Origin of the sequence: Marinobacter shengliensis, assembly GCF_003007715.1 — a bacterium.
Lineage (GTDB): Bacteria > Pseudomonadota > Gammaproteobacteria > Pseudomonadales > Oleiphilaceae > Marinobacter > Marinobacter shengliensis.
The window spans coordinates 1,064,512-1,081,045 of the sequence record NZ_PXNO01000027.1 but is presented as its reverse complement, the minus strand read 5'-3'; the positions used below and the strand labels follow the sequence as shown (position 1 = coordinate 1,081,045).

Below are 16,534 nucleotides of genomic sequence, written 5' to 3'. Positions count from 1 at the left end.
TTTAAACCACGAATAAAAGTTTCAGCTTGTACCTTGTTTGCAGGCTTCCTCCACCACAATCCCGTGCCGTCTTGCGAGGTTGGCCCGGTTGTCATCATAGCCACCACCAATCACCGTAGCCACGGGAATACCCCGGCGCTTGAGTTCCCCCAGCACAAGCCGGTCCCGCTGACGAATACCTTGCTCCGATATGTTGAGCTTGCCAAGGGGATCGCCCTCGTACACATCCACACCGGCGTCGTAGAGCACGATGTCTGGCTTGGACAGCGCCAACGCCTGTTTTAGGGTTTCGTGAACAACCGTCAGATAGTCTTCATCACCCATGCCATCGGGCAGCGCCACGTCCAGATCACTCATTTGTTTTTCAAAGGGGAAATTACGTTCGCAGTGGATGGAACAGGTGAATGCCCCTGGTGTGTTGGCGAGCAGGGCTGCGGTGCCATCCCCCTGGTGCACATCCAAATCGAAGACCAGCACCCTGTTGATGCCTTCTTGCCCAAGCAGCACGTTGGCAGCAATCGCCAGGTCATTGAGGATGCAGAACCCGGAGGCGTAATCGAAATGGGCGTGATGGGTGCCGCCAGCAAGATGGCAGGCAATGCCGTGCTGTAAGGCAAGCTGCGCGGCAAGCACTGTACCGGAGGGCGCCAGAAATGTACGCCGCACCAGGCCGGTGCTCCACGGCAGGTTCACTTGCCGTTGCTCCCGCGCCGTCAGCCGGCCTTGCGCAAAACGGGCAAGGTAATCCGGGCAATGGGTTTGGGTCAGCCAGCCCTGGCGGCAAGGGGCAGGGCGGAAGCTGTTGCTGCGTGTGAGCAGCCCCGTGGAACGCATATATTCCGCCAGAAGCCCGAACTTTTCCATGGGGAAGCGGTGCTTCTGCGGGAAAGGAAAGCTGTAATCCGGGTGATGGACAATGGGTATGGTCATTCGCTAGGGCAGTGCCGGAATAATGTGGTCTTCAATTAATTGAAACTGTTGGCGCAGGTAACGGGAACCCGGCGAAGGTGGGGTAGGGTCTGAGGTCATTACCACCGTCAGTTCCAGGGTCGGCACTACATAGAGCACCTGGCCGCCAAAACCGCGCCCGTAATACCCCATCTCACCCGCCATGGGTCGCAGGAACCAGCCGTAGCCATAGGGATCATCAGTGTAAGCGGATTCGCCGCGACCGTTCCAGGATTCATTTACCCAGTTCTCCGGGAGCAATTGTTGGTCTCCCACACGCCCGTTATTGCGATACAGCTCGCCGACTTTTACCAAATCACGAGGTGAGAGCAGCATGTTGTTACCGCCAAAATAAACCCCTTGCGGGTCTTGGTCCCACGGCGGGATATCTATGTCCAGAGGTTTCCCCAGCCACTCCCGAGCCAGGGAAAGGGTACTGCGGCCAGCACTTTCTGTTAAAGCTGCAGAGAGCAGGTGGCTGCTGCCTGAGGAATACAGCATGCGCCCGCCTGGCTCATCCACGAACGGCCGGGTGAGCACATGGCTTACCCAGTTGTTACTGGCCACCCAGGGCCCATAGTTAGCCCCAGAGGTACGCTGTAAACCTGCCTGTAAAGACAGCAGGTGCCCGAGGGTAATGCGCTCAATACCCTCGGTAGCCGATGCAGGTACCCGGTTGCCCAGAGTTTCTACCACAGGCTGATTGGTTCCCTCGAGTACATCGTTTTTGATGCCCATACCCACCAGCGCAGCCAACACCGTTTTAGACAAAGACTTGATGTTGACGGGTGTATCCAGGCCCTGGCCCCGTAAATCCAGTGCCAGAATTTCTTCACCCTTGTGGGCAACAATCAGGGTGTGCAGGCGGTCAAGTTGTGCGGCTTCTTGCTCGACCTCGGCTTGCCAATCTGTGGGCTGTGCTTGGGACAGCATAGGTACGAAAAGGAGTAAAAGTGCGAAATTCCAGCTGAAAAACCGATGCATAGAGTTCCCGATATTGATGGTCGTGTCAGAATAAACTTCTCCAACTCATAACCACCATACGCCAGGAAGCTCGAACGAGCTCACATTCACACACTGCTGATCCGACGGTGAACTCGGAGGATTCGTCATCCTCCGCCTGCTCTTGCTGTTTGGAACCTAATTCTGGCTGGCTAAAGCCAAATGTCCCAAGCCCGCCATACGAAGTTTGCGACCAGCGAAGACAAGCAATAAGCCCGGAACTGCGCCAATTACGAGAACCTTCAGCAGGATGATCACACCCTCCTGATCTAGCCCTCCTTGCACCAACAGAAACGCAGAACTCAAAACGCCAAACATCCCGCGTAGTAAAAGCAAACTGCCGACAATAATAAACAGCAACCCAACAAAGCGAAGGATGGCAGACGGTTTGGCGGTTGGCTGTTCAGTATGAGAGCGGGTGTTGGAAACCCATCTGAAGCTACCATAACCCACGACCATCATGATGAGCCCGGCGGCGAACTCCGGAAGGGTGTCTGGAAGCCCGACAAACGTTGAAACCGAGAGGATTCCGCCGATTACACATGTGGCTAAAGAAAGACCACGTAGAATTTGAGTTTTCATAGTATCTATCCCTGATGTATACGAAACCGGCAATTGCAGGTTGCTAAACGGAGCGAATGGAAAAGAGCGATAATATTGTGAACAGTACAAACCTCTACATCATTGAAAATTCCCTTTCCAACTTGTGTGGCGAACTTTACCAAAGGCATGCCACCTAATTTATCGAAGTATTCGCCTCGACCAATCTCACCGCAACATCACTGAACTGCGTGCCGTGCCCACCTTCACGGTTTGAGCCGAAGAGATTGATCCACTGGTCGGCGCTTAGCAACACTTCTCCGCTACCGGTGCTGCTCCGATTTCCTGCCGCATAACGGCCGGCAAAGTTGAAGGCGAAAGCGCCAGGGGATTCCGGCAGTGGCGTTAACTTGAAGCCAATCGTCAGTTCCGGTGAAGACGCGTACCCCCGGCCTTCATCGGCAAGACCTACCCGCAAGAGGTGAGAACGTTCCAGAAATTCCGTGCGCAGTTCCGAAGGGCTGCCATCGGGCTCTGTCGCCTGGCATTCGCAATAGCGAATCTCCAAAATCATCGAACTGCTATCTAGGAAGTGTTCGGGAGCTGGGCCGCCGGCATGTGTAAATCCGGGAACCAGTCCCAGTGCGGTAAGGCCAAGTAGAGTGAAGACGGATGACGCGATCCTTTGCATGATTGAACTCCATATGGTGATTACCCAGAAACACCCAAGTTATTCTGTTTTGAATCCCAACTCAAGGTCGCCTGGTCTCTTAGCTATACCTCACACCTTCCCGGGCGTAATGCGCGCAATGGCACGGAACTCCCTCGTCATGTGAGCTTGATCACTAAAGCCGAACTGATGGGCAACCTCTGCCAGGTTTGCCCGGCTGTGCTCGCGGATGTAGTCGATGGCTCGTTTCACCCGCAGGATGCGCTGGTACTGCTTGGGTGTCATTTCCATCCAGTGTTTGAAAAGCCGCTCCACATGCCGCTGGCTGACGCTGATTTGTTCGTTAAGCACCCCCGGTGTTGCGTTTTCGTTGAAGCTTTCCAGGGCCTGCTTCAGCGGCCTGGGGATGCTCTTTGTGAGACGGAAATGCCTGCTCAGCCATCGTTGCAGCAACTTCACGACCGGCTCGTTTTCCTGTTCGGATACTGACGCGGACCAAATCCCTTGCACAACCGCCGACAACTGTCCTGACGGGCAGGACAGCTGAAAATCGAACGCTGGTCTGGAACGGCTATCGTGGTTTATAGCTGCCTACCTCTGGCTTGAACGTTTTGGCAATCCGGTTCCAACTGTTGATGGCGTTAACCGCGATGGTCAAATCCACCAGAGCCTGCTCACCCAAAGCTTTCACTACATCCTGATATTTCTGGTTGTCTACCGGCCTGCCAAAGGTAAGATGCTCCGCCCAATCAAGCGCAGCTCGCTCTGTGGGAGAATAGAAAGGCATGTCATGCCAGGCGCTCAAGCCCAACATTCGCTCCGGGGTTTCACCCTGCGCCTTGGCATCTTTGCTATGCATGTCGATGCAGAAGGCGCACTGATTGATTTGCGACACCCTTAGCTTTACCAGCTCCCAAACAGCCGTGCTGAGGGTGTCTGACGCCCGGAACTGCTCCCTCAAATACGCTTCCTGATTCATCAGAATCTGCATGGCTTTCGGCGCAAGGCCGATGTAGTTCGCGCGTGCCGTCATGATCCATGTCCTCCAATTGTTGTGGAGTTACACGGTAATAAATGGCCCGGGATCGGTATTGAAGATTTTCGACACTAGCGATGATCTCAGGTAATGCTACCCGTTTTAATGAAGGCTTATGGCACCTCTTTTTCAGCTCCGTACACCGCATGGGGCTTCGGGAAGTTTGCCGGCCAATGTTACTTGCCAAGCTAAAGCTTCATCCCGGGATTCGAATGCCCGTTGAATACTTCCCGTTGAAATTGGCGCCCTTATTGTTGCCCTCGCAAACTCACGACTGCCAACCATAATGCGGAGAATGGTTCCGACATTGGCGTCCGTGTATGACTCAAAACTTCGGGATCCAACCGCTGTCAATTTGATGTCAACCGGCCAACCGAGAGCTGTCTGTTCACCAACTGCAGAGGTTTCCACGAACGACGAACACAAGTAAAAGTGCTGTTCAGTCTCGGCCAATCCAATGGCAGGTAGAGCCCCCAGGATAAAAACGATCAATGTCATTATGGCCATTACCTGACACCGGTATCCTGTTTGCCGCACAACCTCACAAGTCATATTCATCGTGTCGGCGATTCCACACATACGGCTTTGTCTGTGGCCAACCTTCCGGCGAATCCTCCCAGGTTTCCTGGCGACCATACGGAGTCAAATCCAGATACGTCCAGAGGCTACCCAGGTACTCGACGCCACGGGCACCCGTAAAGTAGGTGCGGTAGACATCACTCCCGTCACGAAGGAATACGCTTGCGCCGTGCCTTTCTCCGTCAGCTGTCGTTACGCCAAAATCATAGTTGAAGCTACTTTCGAAAGACGAGTACCAGGGCATCGACCAGCCCATACGCTTTTTGTACTGCGCAAGCTTCTCGTAAGGTGCGCGTGACACCATCACAAGCGACGTATCGCGGGCATGCAGATGGGCAGGGTGAGTCATGGCGTCGGCGAGCCAGGAGCATCCGTCGCAACCGGCCTTCCAGTCGGGGGCGAACATAAAATGATAAACAATGAGCTGGCGGCGCCCGCCGAACAGGTCAAGAAAAGACACACTGCCTTCTTCGCCCTGGAACAGGTAATCATTCTTTACCTTAACCATGGGCAGTCTTCGGCGTTCAGCGCTCAAGGCATCCCTTGCTCTGGTGGCCTCTTTTTCTTTAACCAGTAACTGGCGGAGGGCGGTTTCCCATTCCTCATTCGAGACAATTGGTGGCAATGCTGGTTTGGTGTCTTGCATGTGTAAGGTCCCTCTTTTTTGATGTTCAGTACTTGGCTTCACGTTCAGCAATCAGCGTTGGGTAACAGGAAATCTCTGTTTGGCGTCACACTCACTGCGACCATACGTAAAAGATAGCAATTGCTGCAAACACCAATGGAGCAAAGACTTCGAGGCCCACATAAATACGCCGTATCCTCTGTATTCTTACTAGCAGCCGTAGTACAGCCTCCGCCCTTTTGTGTTGGGAGCTATTCGTTGCTTCATCGAAGATGACAGATAGATTCTCGTCCTGCAGCCTGTTTCGTAAGTCGAACCAGCTGCCAAGGCATTCATCGAATGCCTTGTTTACGCGCTCAAACGAACTATCTGACAACACCCGATACTGATCGCCATGTCCTGCAGCTTCTCGTGCTTTCAAGATTTTCTCAGCCTTTTCCTCAAATTTGGCTACGTCCTTGGCTAACTCATCTGAAAGCTCTGCAAGGCATTTCTCGTTCGCTTCAATCGTGGCTGTTAGTTCCGGAATTTTACGGAGTTCTTTTAGATCAACAGTGAACAAATTGGTGGATGTTGGAACGACATCAGGTGTCTGGTCCAGGGTTTTCGACATGGCATCATGAAAAGGCTCATATGCGCGCCCGATGGTATTTGAGATTTCCTCCCAGAAATAATACTGAACGTTTTTCCTCAGCGACGAGATGTTTAGAACATCCCGTATCTCTGCTATTGCTCTAAAATTTTTATTACGGCTGAAATCTGCACGCTGATAGTCCACGTAAGCTTTTGTGAGGAAAATAACAGCCACTGCCGCTATGAAAACTGTGTAGACGAATAACAACCTTCGATCTACGAAAAGTAGAGTTTCGCCAAAGGTGATCTGGCCGATTCCGAAAAGGCCAATTGAAACAAAGATGAGAGACACGTAAAGCAAAATGGACTGATAACGTGTCGTTTCTGGCCTAAGGAAGGGCTCGGACACAGTAGCAGCGTATTCGGTGAGCGAGTCGAACCTCTTCAGAAAAGCGTCATCGTCTGCTGGTTCTCTGTTGCCGAACAAGATCGGTAAGTTACGCCGTATAGACTGCTCGATTGTCGCTAGGGTGGTCACATTGCTTCTCCCGTTATGTTTGTGAAGCACCTGCTATTTCGCCCACCGAGACTGCAGAGCGTTTATTACACTTGCCCCAAGACACAATCAATCTCTGTCTCCACAAGCCAGTCGGGGTTGATGAACCGACTTACTTCAACAAAGGTGCAGGCGGGCTTGATCACAGATAATAGCTCACCATGTGCTTTTGCAGCTTCTTCCCAGCGAGCTATATCCGTAAGCATAATGCGAGTTCTTATTATATCGGCGGGACTCCCACCAGCTTCCTCAATAGCCTGAATAGACAGTTCCAGGCAATACTTGGTCTGGCCATAAACGTCCCCGATACAGGTCGTTTCACCATTTTCTATTGGTGCTGTACCTGATACAGAAATCATGTTCCCAATTCTGCAGGCTCTGGAAAAACCAATGGGTTCTTCCAAGGGGGAGCCCGAACTTACCCGTTTTTTCATCAGTTCCTCACCACGCTCCGTTATTCCGAGCCAATAAACTGAACAATAGCCACCTTTCGATCGTGGTTCTTCAGCCAATCTCTGATCTCGACGGCCTTTGCGGTATCGCTTTCCCCAACCAGCCTTTTCAAGCGGTCGACTTTTTTGCTCTCCATTTTTTCATCCCGCACTTTCCGCTGCCATTGGTCGGTAAAGACCTTGGGAAGTTTGTGTGCCAGTTCGAGGGATTTGAGCAATGTCCATTCACTGCCATCCAGCCAGGCCTCATCACAGAAACCGCAAAGATCAATACGGTTCTTGTGCTCGCTGGATACCGAGTACTTGGTCATCAGCTTGCTGCACTTGGGGCAGGATAGGGCGGTTTTAGCATCGTTCTCGACGGTTACATCCGCATCAAAGCTATCGCTCTGATCGACGGGCTCATTTCTTTCCGCCCAGTCGCGGTAGTAGAGCAGTGACAGAGAGGCGCCGTCACAGCCTGGACAGCCCATAACAGGGAGGCCATCCTCAATTTTGGTGGGTTTCAGGTCAGTGGTTCTGCATTTGGGGCATTTCATGGTCATTCCTTTTTTTGATGAAAGCCAATCTGAGAGGCTACCAATGTCAATCCTGTATCACCCATGGCGGGGGACTATCACTCGATAAACAGCGCGCCATACTACCGAGTCCAGCGGAGCATATCGCAGGGCCTGGGCAATTGCGCCCCAGGCGATGGCCGTTTTCCCCGCCGACGCAAAATAACGGGCTTTGCGGCAATAGAAGCGGGCCAGGCCCCAGTGGATCTCCCGGGGTTGAAGCGCGTTCCCGTGTTCCTCAATAAAATCCCGAATAATCGACTCGTTCGCTGCAAAGCGTCGTTGTTTGTCGCTGGAAATCTGATCTGCCATCACCCGGTAATAGCCCCAATACTCGGGCACATAGAGGAACGTAAACCGGGCCGAAAAACGCAGCCAGATGTCGTAATCGTCGGCAACGCCGTAACGGCCGGAAAACCCGCCCATGGTATCGAAACATTCCCGCCGCGCCATGACCGTGTTGATGCTCACGCTGTTGTCCACCAGCATCTGCCGGGCAATCCGCCCGGAGTACCGGCGCATATTCTTGCGGGACAACTCGCGGCCCTGTTCATCGATCATGATTTCATCACTGTGAAGCACGTCCACCTCCGGGTGAGCCTCCATCAGCGCCACTTGCCGTTCCAGCTTATCGGGCACCCACAGGTCATCAGAATCGAGAAAACATATTAGCTCTCCCTGGGCGTACTGAAGCGCCAGATTCCGGGCAAGGCTCTGGCCCTGATTCTCCTGAAAATGGTACTGAATACGACGATCATCCAGGTAGCTGACCAGCTTTTCACGGGTGCTATCCCGGGAGCCATCATCGATGATGATCAGCTCCCAATGGGGATAAGACTGGGCCAACACAGACTCGACAGCCTGTGTGATGGTTAGCTCCCGGTTGAAGGTGGGGGTGATGATGCTGACTAAGGGCGCTGACACGGGCAGGATGTTCCCTTTTGGTATCCGTCTGCGGTCTTCCGCGACTCAGGCATGAATGCCCATGAAAGACAGTTAGTTAGACCGCCGCCCACTATGAGCGCCCGCTACCACGCGCATTGGCCAGCGCTTTTTCTACATTAGGCACCAGATGGCTCTCGTACCATGTTGCAAGGTTCTCGATTACCGATTCCAGGGATTGTTCTCTTTCTGGTGAGTATGGGTCGATACCCTTTATTGGTATTTGCAGCTGCTGCGAACCAACGAGTTCAGCTGCCAGCAATCCCGTTTGTTGGAGAACGCGGCTGACCGGTTGAACAAATGGGGCGGAGTCGCCTAACTGCCCTCGGCCCCGAATAACCATATACCGAACGTTTTCTGGGAAGATATGCGCGCTCTGTAAAGCGTCCCATACCGTGCCGGCGGTCTGTCCGTTGGCAGCTCGAACAGCGGTGCTTCGTTCATCATCCGTAATTTCTAGGTGATCCAAAGCTTCGCAGGCATCAAGCGCAGAATTTTAGAGCCTACGAACCAATTTCCAATCTGTTGCCATGAATTCCTTTTCCTGTTGCGGGTTCGCGGATGACTCTTTGGCATTATTCCAATGTCACGAAAATTCTATCAAGCCCGCTTACTTAGCTCCATAGATGAACCCTCAGCGGCGGCTGGGGGCAAACGGCACCGTCAACACGATTGCTTTACCTATCTCAGCAATTGCCGCATTCCGCTCTTCGAAGGAAGCCTCCGTCTGAGTCAGATACAGCGCCACAATGATAGGTTGGCGCTCAGGTGGCCAGATGACGGCCGTAATAGACCTCGACCCGAAACCTCCCGCCCCGGTTCGATCTGCGACAGTCCAGCCCTCTGGTACAGCAGCCCGAAAAAGCCCGTCCGCAACCTGGTTGCCCTTGAGCCAATCACGCAGTTGCTCTCTGGACGGTTCGGATAAGGCGTCACCCAACAGCAAGGTTTGAAGATTCCTGACCATCGCATTTGGCGTTGTGGTATCTCGGTTATCGCCTGGTAACGCTTCATTCAGTTCCGTTTCCCACCGGTCGAGACGCGTTACATCGTCTCCCAAATGCCTCGCAAACGAGGTTACTGCTTCTGGCCCGCCCAATTCTCGTAAAACCAGATTTGCGGCCGTATTATCGCTCGTTGTCAGTGTAGCTTCGCAAAGATCTGAAAGGGTCATTGCCTCACCACCAGCGTGCTTCTCTGTGATGGGAGAGTAGGTCACAAGGTCGGATTCTGAAACATTCACTTTTTTGGCGAGGTTCTCCTGTCCCGCATCGACCCGATGGAGCAGGGCGGCACAAGCCAGGGTTTTAAACGTGCTGGACATCGCAAACCGCTGATCAGCGTGATATTCCCACCTCTGGCCCGACTCCAGGTCGCAAGCAGCAAAGCCAACACGGGCCTCCAGGTCGTCAGCGACTTTCTCGACAGTCTTAATCAGGGAGTTATGTTGGTCAGCAGCGGCAACTGAGGTGAACAAGGTAAGTAAAGTAGCCGCGATAAGCGTATGAAATTTCATCAACGGTTCAACCTTCATCATAGGCTATGCGCGCCCAGTTTATTGGGTGTATAAGTCTGGATTTGGATGGGGTTCTTGATCAGGCACAGTGATCCCTGTTGCCGTCCAATATACTACCTCGCTATCTAACGGTTTATCATTCCTTATTTGGTTTTCGTTCTGGCTATAATGAAAACCATTACCGCAAAACGCTGTGAAGGAATTTCCATTGACTAGGTACATATCTGCGCTGACAACCGTATCACACCTGCCCGTATCCAAGACCTTTTTAGCTAGAGTAGCTCTCAAGGAAAAATATTCATCATACCAATCTTTATAGTATTTCCTGGCCTTAGATCCTGGCTCGTCTTTCAGTATTACACGAGATGCAATTCTTTGATTGTAATCATTTCTGGATAAGCTGGCCTCGGGTATCAACTTAGAATTGGCTACGACTTTTTTTCTGCCGAAGCCGTTTCGAAAATTTAGTTGTATGACATTGCTCGAAGATCCGTTGTCCGATATTTTATATACCACTCCAAGATTATGAAGACTGCCAGCTAAGCCTTCACCAGTATAAATGTACTTTTCATTTAGGTTTAATTTGTATTTCTCCACTAGATTATCAATTCTTCCTAGCCGAGCCATCTTATTCTCTGTGGACTCGGTTTCTTTTATAGCCATAATTATTGGCATAGCTTTGATGTTTTCTTCAGCTGATACAGCTAAACCAAAACCTTGCAGGAAGGTAAAGGTCATACCGATTATTAAACTGATCCTTGTCATGCAGTCCTCTCCGTTAAATTGGCTGACGAAACTCCGATAAGTAAAATCAACGCAGTTCCATTTTCGCCTGTCAATACGCGCCACTACTGGCGGTGAAGCCTTACTAGCAATGACTTCACGTTGACAACATTGTTACACATTAACCGAGTACTTAAGGTCACGCACCTCGTCTCCAGTCATGCCCCGAAAGCCCCAACAGTGGGGCGGTTGTTCCTTGATCGTGATCTCAACATCCACGGGTGAGATGCCAATCACGGACTCAATCTTGCTGAAGAGCTCCTTGATCAGAGCTTTCTGGGTCTCGGGCGTTCGGCCCTGCATCATATTAATCTCGATGGCCGTGTAGGCGGGCGTCCGGCCCCTGGGGTAATAAAAGTCCTCGGGTTCCATGGGGATTAAACGATGAGCCCGCTTGTCTTCCGGCATACCGAGTACGGACTGCATACATCCGTGAATAACCTCGGAGAGCTGAGCCTTGATCGGATTAAGATGTTCTTTGGTTCCATAGATGACTATCACGATGCCTCCTGCAATGTTTACGGATGTCCTTATCTCCCAAAACCAGTGGTAATGGGCGCACTACAACAATTTGTTGTGCAATGCCCAATCTTCGCATGTCATTCGATACACCCGCACCAGTCGGTTATGAAACTCTTGAAGCGCGTAGTCTCCGAACCCAACCTTCTCCGTTACCCTAACGGAGGCTGTATGCTCCGGCTCGATAATAACAATGACCGACTCACAGTGTTTTTGCTGGAAAGCATACCGGAGAACACCTTTGACAGCCTCTGTCGCATACCCATGATGCCAGAACCTGCGCGCCAGGCGATAACCCAGATTGAGTTCTTCAACCTCGCCAACCAATTCCGGCCCAACGCCACAGAAGCCGATAAATTCGCCAGATTCTTTCTCATACAGAGCCCATGGCCCGATTCCATGAGAGGCGTAACACTCAAGGCACCGATCAACGAACTTTCGGGTAGCTTCTTCGTCGCAAACTCCACGAACGGAAAACTTCATGACTTCCGGATCACTGAGCATTGTGGTGAGCACCGGAATGTCTTGATGGGAGAGCTTTGAGACCCAATTTATGCCGGAATGGGCGCAATCGAGCTTTTCATGGTATTGCCGTTACTTGCGAGCCAGATGCCGGATTCAGAAGGACATTTCTATTACGCTGATCCCTCTGGAGATGGAAATGAGCGACGGCGCAAACTAGCCGAGGAGTTCTACCAATTGGGAGTATGGTAATGATTATATTGATGCTGCGCAAAGCTCTGTATCCGGCGGCGTTACTGCTGATTACGACCGTGCAAGCGTGGATCTTTTATATCTTCAGCCGGTTCATTGTTGCTGGGGAGGGTGTCGGGGTTTACGCAGTATTTTTGTACCTGATTGTTTTGGTTGTCAGTGCATTGTTATGGGCTGCGTCATATTGCTATCAGCGGGGGAGGGCAAAGGCTGTGGTGTTTTGGGGCATCGCTTTGGCCCTGATGCCTATAATATTGGTTCAGCCAGTATGGTGGTCTGCGCCGATGATTGGGAATTAGAGGGGCTTTCAGCTGGACAACTAGGCTGATAGAGAGGGCCATTATTAGAGTGATGCCTTCCGTTCCGCTTTACTCAGTATATGAGGGTCGACGATAGGGGTTACGCCATCCTCAGCAAAGAATGGAGATGGCTTGGATTTTTTGAGCAATTTACCTTTAAGCATGAACGGCATTACGGTTACAAACGCTCGCAAGTTGAATTTTTCGGGTGTGCCAGCGGGCGGTGTTCCTTTTGCGTAGCGACCCATGATGCGACTGCGAACTGGCCCCAGCGTTTGATCGACTCCGGCAGTGTACACGCAGCGCAGAAAACCCGCCCACGGCTCTTTGGGATGGGTATTGACAATGGGCGTATTGCAGCACGAAGTGGAAAAGCGAAATATTCCGTTAGGCGACAACCGCGTGCATTTTAAGTGCTCCAATCCGCTGAGAATTTTAACGTCAGCGGGATATGCGGGAATTACCTCTGTGCCACCATTGGCGTCAAGTAGATCATCACGTTTGAGGTGATGCAGATAAGACTGGCAATCATCGCAATAACAAACCAAGCGCCCCGGTGTGTTGTTGGGGAAGGCTCTGAGTTTGGCCCGGAATTTTCCACATTTACATTGTATTTCCATGTTTCCAATTTTCCTCGGGTTGCAGGCTGTTGGCGGGTTCTGAATGTCTTTGCCTAACGAGGCTGTAGAAAAAAAACTCGCCCCTTTTTACGAGGGTGCAGCGGGGAAGTCCACGGTCCCGGTAATGCATTTTTAAAAATTGTTTAGTCTGGACTTCCTGTCTCACGAGTTGTAAAAAGATTCTTCAGATCATCCAACTCTTGCCGAAAGCTCATCCCTCCTATTGAAATAGTGAGCACTCTCGACGGCCCTGGGTAATTTTCAACACTTTCCTCACCGGTAACCATAAAGTTGGCAGCTTGCCTAATATTGTCAAACTTTTTGGAAGGGCACTTGCCCTCTAGAACCCATATAAGAAACAAAGACAAAGGCAACCCTGAGGATGACACCATTTCTCTTTGCACTTTATAGTCGTTTTTAGTTTTTTCACATTGGCCAACAATTGGTTCGCTCCGTAAAACAGCGGGAGGAAGACGCTCTCCCGTATCAGCCACATCGTAAAAACAACAATAAGCCCCGTCAGTCCCAGCAAACTTTAGTTGTGCATCTGCCTGAGCAATCGGCAGGTATGATAAATTATCTTTCAGCTTCTTGGCTTGAATTGCCACTCCCATTACTGATTCTTCTTGATCGGGAAAATTTGTGTGTAATATAACTCCAAAATCACTGCCAGTTACTTTTTCTCTGTTGTTTTTCGACAAATCGTGATAGGAAACCTCTATAGGTAGCTCATTTTTGAAAACTTCTTTTGAGTAATCAGAAATGGATTCTGAACAGAAGCGAACTGAGGAGAAAATCTTACTTAAAATATGCCCTGTAAGCCTTTCCTCGTGGGAGTTTTGAGGCAAGTCGCGCTCCCAAAACTCAAGTTCTCCAAATGCCAATGCCGATAAAACTTTTTTTAGGACAAGGTTGTTAGTAGCTTTATTTCCCCAAAAAAAATCTTCCGCTGAATTACTATCAGAACTAAACCTTAACACTATAGGCTTCGAAACTATAGAATCTATCTTTTTTATCAGATCATCATCTAAGTCGAGGCTCAACTCTCTTTCCAGTAAATCAACTACTTTATAAGTTTCGTTGGGCCTGCGATAAAGTGCCATATCATGGTTGGAAGGCACCAACTTGCCGAATGAAAGGGTATTCGTTACCAACCTATGAATTCCACGGTCAACTATTTTCGGAAAACTTGCCATATTTAACCCATGTAGTTTTAACGCCGCTCAACACGCGCGGCTTTGTGGTGGAGGCGAAGCCGCAACGAAAAAGCCGTCGCCGTACCAGGCCTGGTAAAAACCTTGAAGGAGCTGACGATTGTTCGAGACATTCGTTATCCACAACTTTTATTCAGAAATACGCCCGTAGTCGTGGCAGCATACGGCGAGTCTGGATCAACGGTTTTTGAGTCTATAGAGACAATAGTTTCCACTAATTTATTTTTTCCTTCAGATAGCGTTATTTTTTTCTTAATATTCCTGCTCTTAACGTCATAATCAAATATATATTCTTTACTTGATAATTTTTTGAATGTATTGACATCATGAGTCATTGAATGTCCAGCGAAGCTAATAGTGTACTGGCCATTTTGGAAGCAATATAACCCAACAAATCTTTCGTCTTCAGTGGCCCAAACTTTCCATTCACCTGTAAGCTCTTGCAAATCTGGACGACTTGCACACGATGAAATTAATAATACAAATCCAACTATAAATAAATTCTTAATGTTCATGCTTTAATCTAATTTTCACTTTAAAAAATTCGCGCCTTTTGAGAAGCAAAATGACGGGGCGGCGTAAAACACTATGTTAAACATTTACACCGCCATGAAAGTAATCTTTCGACGCATTTCCCATACCAAACCAGCATGCCCACAAGAGTTCAAGCAGAACTAGTGCTGCAACTACCATTGCGGTATGCAGAGTTATATCGCTCGAAAAATATCCTGTTACAAAAGCCGTAATGAGGGCATTAAGTGAGATAGTGGCAGCCCCAAAGATCCTTACCCACCCCTTTCTTAATAAAACTCCAAAGAAGCAAACGGCGAAAATTACTGGAATGCTGGAACCAGCAACAAACTCGCCGATGCCCAGAGGCAACAATTTCACTGCAGACACTACCCCCAATATTGCGAGAAGGCCGAATAGTAACATCGAAAAAATCACAACTGGTGGAGGTTTCACTATTATTGCTCCATTTAACGTTCGGAACATGGGCGCTCCTTGCAATGGAGCCGAAGGCGCAATGGAAAGGGCGTCTCTGTGTGGTTATGCCGAATAGATCCGACAAAGCTGTTTGAGTGCCTGTCCAGCAGGCGTATTGATAATAGGTTTAAATGATTCGAGGGCCTGCTCTGCACGATCAAACAGTTCTTTTGGAACAAAGATCTCACTCGGTAAACCGGTCAAACGGTAGAATTCTTTCTCGCAAGCGGCCTTAATATTGTCAATCCCGTCGTCAAGAATACCTGGTACGGTAGGATAACCTTTGGAAGCTCTCAGCCGTTCGACAACTAGGTCTTTAGTTAACGAATTTACCGCGTCAACCCTGGCTCTTGCTTTTTCTTGTGCTTGATACCGAAAGAGGTCTAAAGCCCAGGCTCGGCAGTCTTCAGCTTGAATAGCAGCCTCAAATGACTGATCGATCGTATCGAAATGCTCCGAAGATAACGCTCCAACAAATAGGTGTTTGTTTTTTGTCCATGATTCATATGGAAGAATTGGAGGTGCTGTTTCATTGATCAATGAAAAGCTGTTTGGCCCATACTGCTGAATCTTCTCGACATTCTTCGCCCTTATTTTTTCTATGGCGTTTTCAGCTGACTTGATCTCTTTGTAAATGGTTGAGGCAAGTCTCGCCTTCTCATCCTCCTGCTTTGCATCAAGCCAGAGTCGCTGAGTTGCTTGTTGAGATGCGTAAATCATCAGAGCAACGACAGCCGTTAATATTGTTGCAAGGCTGGGGGCAAGTACCTGAAAGACAGTTAAAAACTGGGAGCTTGGCTGTGCAGTATAGGCAAAATAGGAAAGCGCCGAAATAACGACTAAAAGTACTGCAGCAGTGCCTGATAAAAACCACCTCATTTCCGATTCTCCGTAGCCTAAGTTCCGGCTTTGTTATAACGAGGCTGTAGAAAAAACCGATTTCGAGCCGTTCCCAACACCTGATTCCTGTAATTTTTATCGCGGCCATCAACTGGCCGATTCCCGTGATTTCGATGTTCAGCTATTCGCTTCGGCTTTTTGGGGCTCTTGGCGCTGGCATTGCTGGTTTCCAACAGGTGCTCGTCCGGGATTTCCGATCTCAGCACTACGCCACCATCCGCCCGTAATTCGCCAACTTCTCAATGTTGTGTACGAGGCAGTATAGCTGCCACTGGCCTTGCACCTTCTTCTTGCCTCGCAAGCTGAAGCGATTCAGCCGTTTGTTCGTGCCGATGTTGCCGAACACCGGCTCCACCACCGACATTCGGTGGCTGTATATCTCTTTGCCCTGTTGGCTGTCGACCCGGTGCTTCATCCAGTCCGTGTAGTTCGGCAGGCGCTTGTTCTCCGTGGTGAACGACACTGGTCGGTCGGCGGTGACAATGTCGCCAGACTGGTAGAT

At 50.2% G+C, this 16,534-nt stretch carries 21 protein-coding genes and 1 pseudogene; 1 reads left to right on the top strand and 21 read right to left on the bottom strand.

All coding sequences use genetic code 11. From position 1 onward, the window contains the following. Positions 1 to 21: 21 nt before the first annotated feature. The 15 genes from C7H10_RS18100 to C7H10_RS18025 form a co-directional block, all read right to left on the bottom strand. Complete coding sequence (locus tag C7H10_RS18100) at positions 22 to 930, bottom strand: histone deacetylase family protein (RefSeq protein WP_106695932.1); 909 nt, start codon at positions 928 to 930, stop codon at positions 22 to 24. A gap of 3 nt (positions 931 to 933) precedes the next feature. Next, positions 934 to 1,932: a serine hydrolase domain-containing protein gene (locus C7H10_RS18095; protein WP_106695931.1), complete on the bottom strand. Its 999-nt coding sequence runs from the start codon at positions 1,930 to 1,932 to the stop codon at positions 934 to 936. 156 nt (positions 1,933 to 2,088) lie between these two features. Then, positions 2,089 to 2,532, bottom strand: a complete 444-nt coding sequence (locus tag C7H10_RS18090) for a hypothetical protein (protein ID WP_106695930.1) — start codon at positions 2,530 to 2,532, stop codon at positions 2,089 to 2,091. A gap of 154 nt (positions 2,533 to 2,686) precedes the next feature. Continuing rightward, the gene (locus C7H10_RS18085; protein ID WP_106695929.1) at positions 2,687 to 3,181 is read right to left on the bottom strand and encodes a hypothetical protein; all 495 of its coding nucleotides are present in this window, start codon (positions 3,179 to 3,181) and stop codon (positions 2,687 to 2,689) included. A 90-nt stretch (positions 3,182 to 3,271) separates the two neighbouring features. Continuing rightward, the gene (locus tag C7H10_RS18080; RefSeq protein ID WP_244178328.1) at positions 3,272 to 3,619 is read right to left on the bottom strand and encodes a helix-turn-helix domain-containing protein; all 348 of its coding nucleotides are present in this window, start codon (positions 3,617 to 3,619) and stop codon (positions 3,272 to 3,274) included. 112 nt (positions 3,620 to 3,731) lie between these two features. Beyond that, positions 3,732 to 4,193, bottom strand: coding sequence for a carboxymuconolactone decarboxylase family protein (locus C7H10_RS18075; protein WP_106695927.1), 462 nt, complete (start codon positions 4,191 to 4,193; stop codon positions 3,732 to 3,734). A 544-nt stretch (positions 4,194 to 4,737) separates the two neighbouring features. Continuing rightward, a complete protein-coding gene (locus tag C7H10_RS18065; protein WP_106695925.1) occupies positions 4,738 to 5,421 on the bottom strand; it encodes a DUF899 domain-containing protein in 684 nt (227 codons plus the stop codon). 91 nt (positions 5,422 to 5,512) lie between these two features. Continuing rightward, positions 5,513 to 6,511, bottom strand: a complete 999-nt coding sequence (locus tag C7H10_RS18060) for a hypothetical protein (RefSeq protein WP_106695924.1) — start codon at positions 6,509 to 6,511, stop codon at positions 5,513 to 5,515. Positions 6,512 to 6,576: 65 nt separating this feature from the next. Further along, positions 6,577 to 6,963 (bottom strand): RidA family protein, encoded by a 387-nt coding sequence (locus tag C7H10_RS18055; RefSeq protein WP_106695923.1) that lies wholly within the window; start codon positions 6,961 to 6,963, stop codon positions 6,577 to 6,579. A gap of 20 nt (positions 6,964 to 6,983) precedes the next feature. Then, positions 6,984 to 7,520: a TFIIB-type zinc ribbon-containing protein gene (locus C7H10_RS18050; RefSeq protein ID WP_106695922.1), complete on the bottom strand. Its 537-nt coding sequence runs from the start codon at positions 7,518 to 7,520 to the stop codon at positions 6,984 to 6,986. Between the two features lie 57 nt (positions 7,521 to 7,577). Beyond that, positions 7,578 to 8,462: a glycosyltransferase gene (locus C7H10_RS18045; RefSeq protein ID WP_244178327.1), complete on the bottom strand. Its 885-nt coding sequence runs from the start codon at positions 8,460 to 8,462 to the stop codon at positions 7,578 to 7,580. A gap of 652 nt (positions 8,463 to 9,114) precedes the next feature. Then, the gene (gene bla, locus C7H10_RS18040; RefSeq protein ID WP_106695920.1) at positions 9,115 to 9,996 is read right to left on the bottom strand and encodes a class A beta-lactamase; all 882 of its coding nucleotides are present in this window, start codon (positions 9,994 to 9,996) and stop codon (positions 9,115 to 9,117) included. 39 nt (positions 9,997 to 10,035) lie between these two features. After that, entirely contained in the window at positions 10,036 to 10,761 is a 726-nt protein-coding gene (locus C7H10_RS18035) for a hypothetical protein (RefSeq protein WP_106695919.1), read from the bottom strand. Positions 10,762 to 10,893: 132 nt separating this feature from the next. Next, positions 10,894 to 11,280 carry a tautomerase family protein gene (locus C7H10_RS18030; protein ID WP_106695918.1) on the bottom strand — a complete coding sequence of 129 codons (387 nt, stop codon included), beginning with the start codon at positions 11,278 to 11,280 and terminating at the stop codon, positions 10,894 to 10,896. A gap of 60 nt (positions 11,281 to 11,340) precedes the next feature. Next, on the bottom strand, positions 11,341 to 11,853 hold the full coding sequence (locus tag C7H10_RS18025) for a GNAT family N-acetyltransferase (RefSeq protein WP_279629222.1): 513 nt from the start codon (positions 11,851 to 11,853) through the stop codon (positions 11,341 to 11,343). A 158-nt stretch (positions 11,854 to 12,011) separates the two neighbouring features. On the opposite strand from C7H10_RS18025, the gene C7H10_RS18020 reads away from it, so the two are divergent. Then, positions 12,012 to 12,311, top strand: coding sequence for a hypothetical protein (locus tag C7H10_RS18020; RefSeq protein WP_146136827.1), 300 nt, complete (start codon positions 12,012 to 12,014; stop codon positions 12,309 to 12,311). A gap of 44 nt (positions 12,312 to 12,355) precedes the next feature. On the opposite strand, the gene C7H10_RS19130 is transcribed toward C7H10_RS18020, so the two are convergent. The 6 genes and pseudogenes from C7H10_RS19130 to C7H10_RS18000 form a co-directional block, all read right to left on the bottom strand. After that, positions 12,356 to 12,931 (bottom strand): DUF6151 family protein, encoded by a 576-nt coding sequence (locus tag C7H10_RS19130; protein WP_146136826.1) that lies wholly within the window; start codon positions 12,929 to 12,931, stop codon positions 12,356 to 12,358. 143 nt (positions 12,932 to 13,074) lie between these two features. After that, positions 13,075 to 14,127, bottom strand: coding sequence for a hypothetical protein (locus C7H10_RS18015; RefSeq protein WP_106695915.1), 1,053 nt, complete (start codon positions 14,125 to 14,127; stop codon positions 13,075 to 13,077). A 134-nt stretch (positions 14,128 to 14,261) separates the two neighbouring features. Beyond that, the gene (locus C7H10_RS19125) at positions 14,262 to 14,660 is read right to left on the bottom strand and encodes a hypothetical protein (protein WP_146136825.1); all 399 of its coding nucleotides are present in this window, start codon (positions 14,658 to 14,660) and stop codon (positions 14,262 to 14,264) included. Between the two features lie 76 nt (positions 14,661 to 14,736). Beyond that, positions 14,737 to 15,141: a hypothetical protein gene (locus tag C7H10_RS18010; protein ID WP_106695914.1), complete on the bottom strand. Its 405-nt coding sequence runs from the start codon at positions 15,139 to 15,141 to the stop codon at positions 14,737 to 14,739. A gap of 54 nt (positions 15,142 to 15,195) precedes the next feature. After that, positions 15,196 to 16,011 carry a hypothetical protein gene (locus C7H10_RS18005; RefSeq protein ID WP_106695913.1) on the bottom strand — a complete coding sequence of 272 codons (816 nt, stop codon included), beginning with the start codon at positions 16,009 to 16,011 and terminating at the stop codon, positions 15,196 to 15,198. A gap of 226 nt (positions 16,012 to 16,237) precedes the next feature. Beyond that, positions 16,238 to 16,501, bottom strand: a pseudogene (locus tag C7H10_RS18000) (transposase); the annotation flags it as partial. Between the last annotated feature and the right edge of the window lie 33 nt (positions 16,502 to 16,534).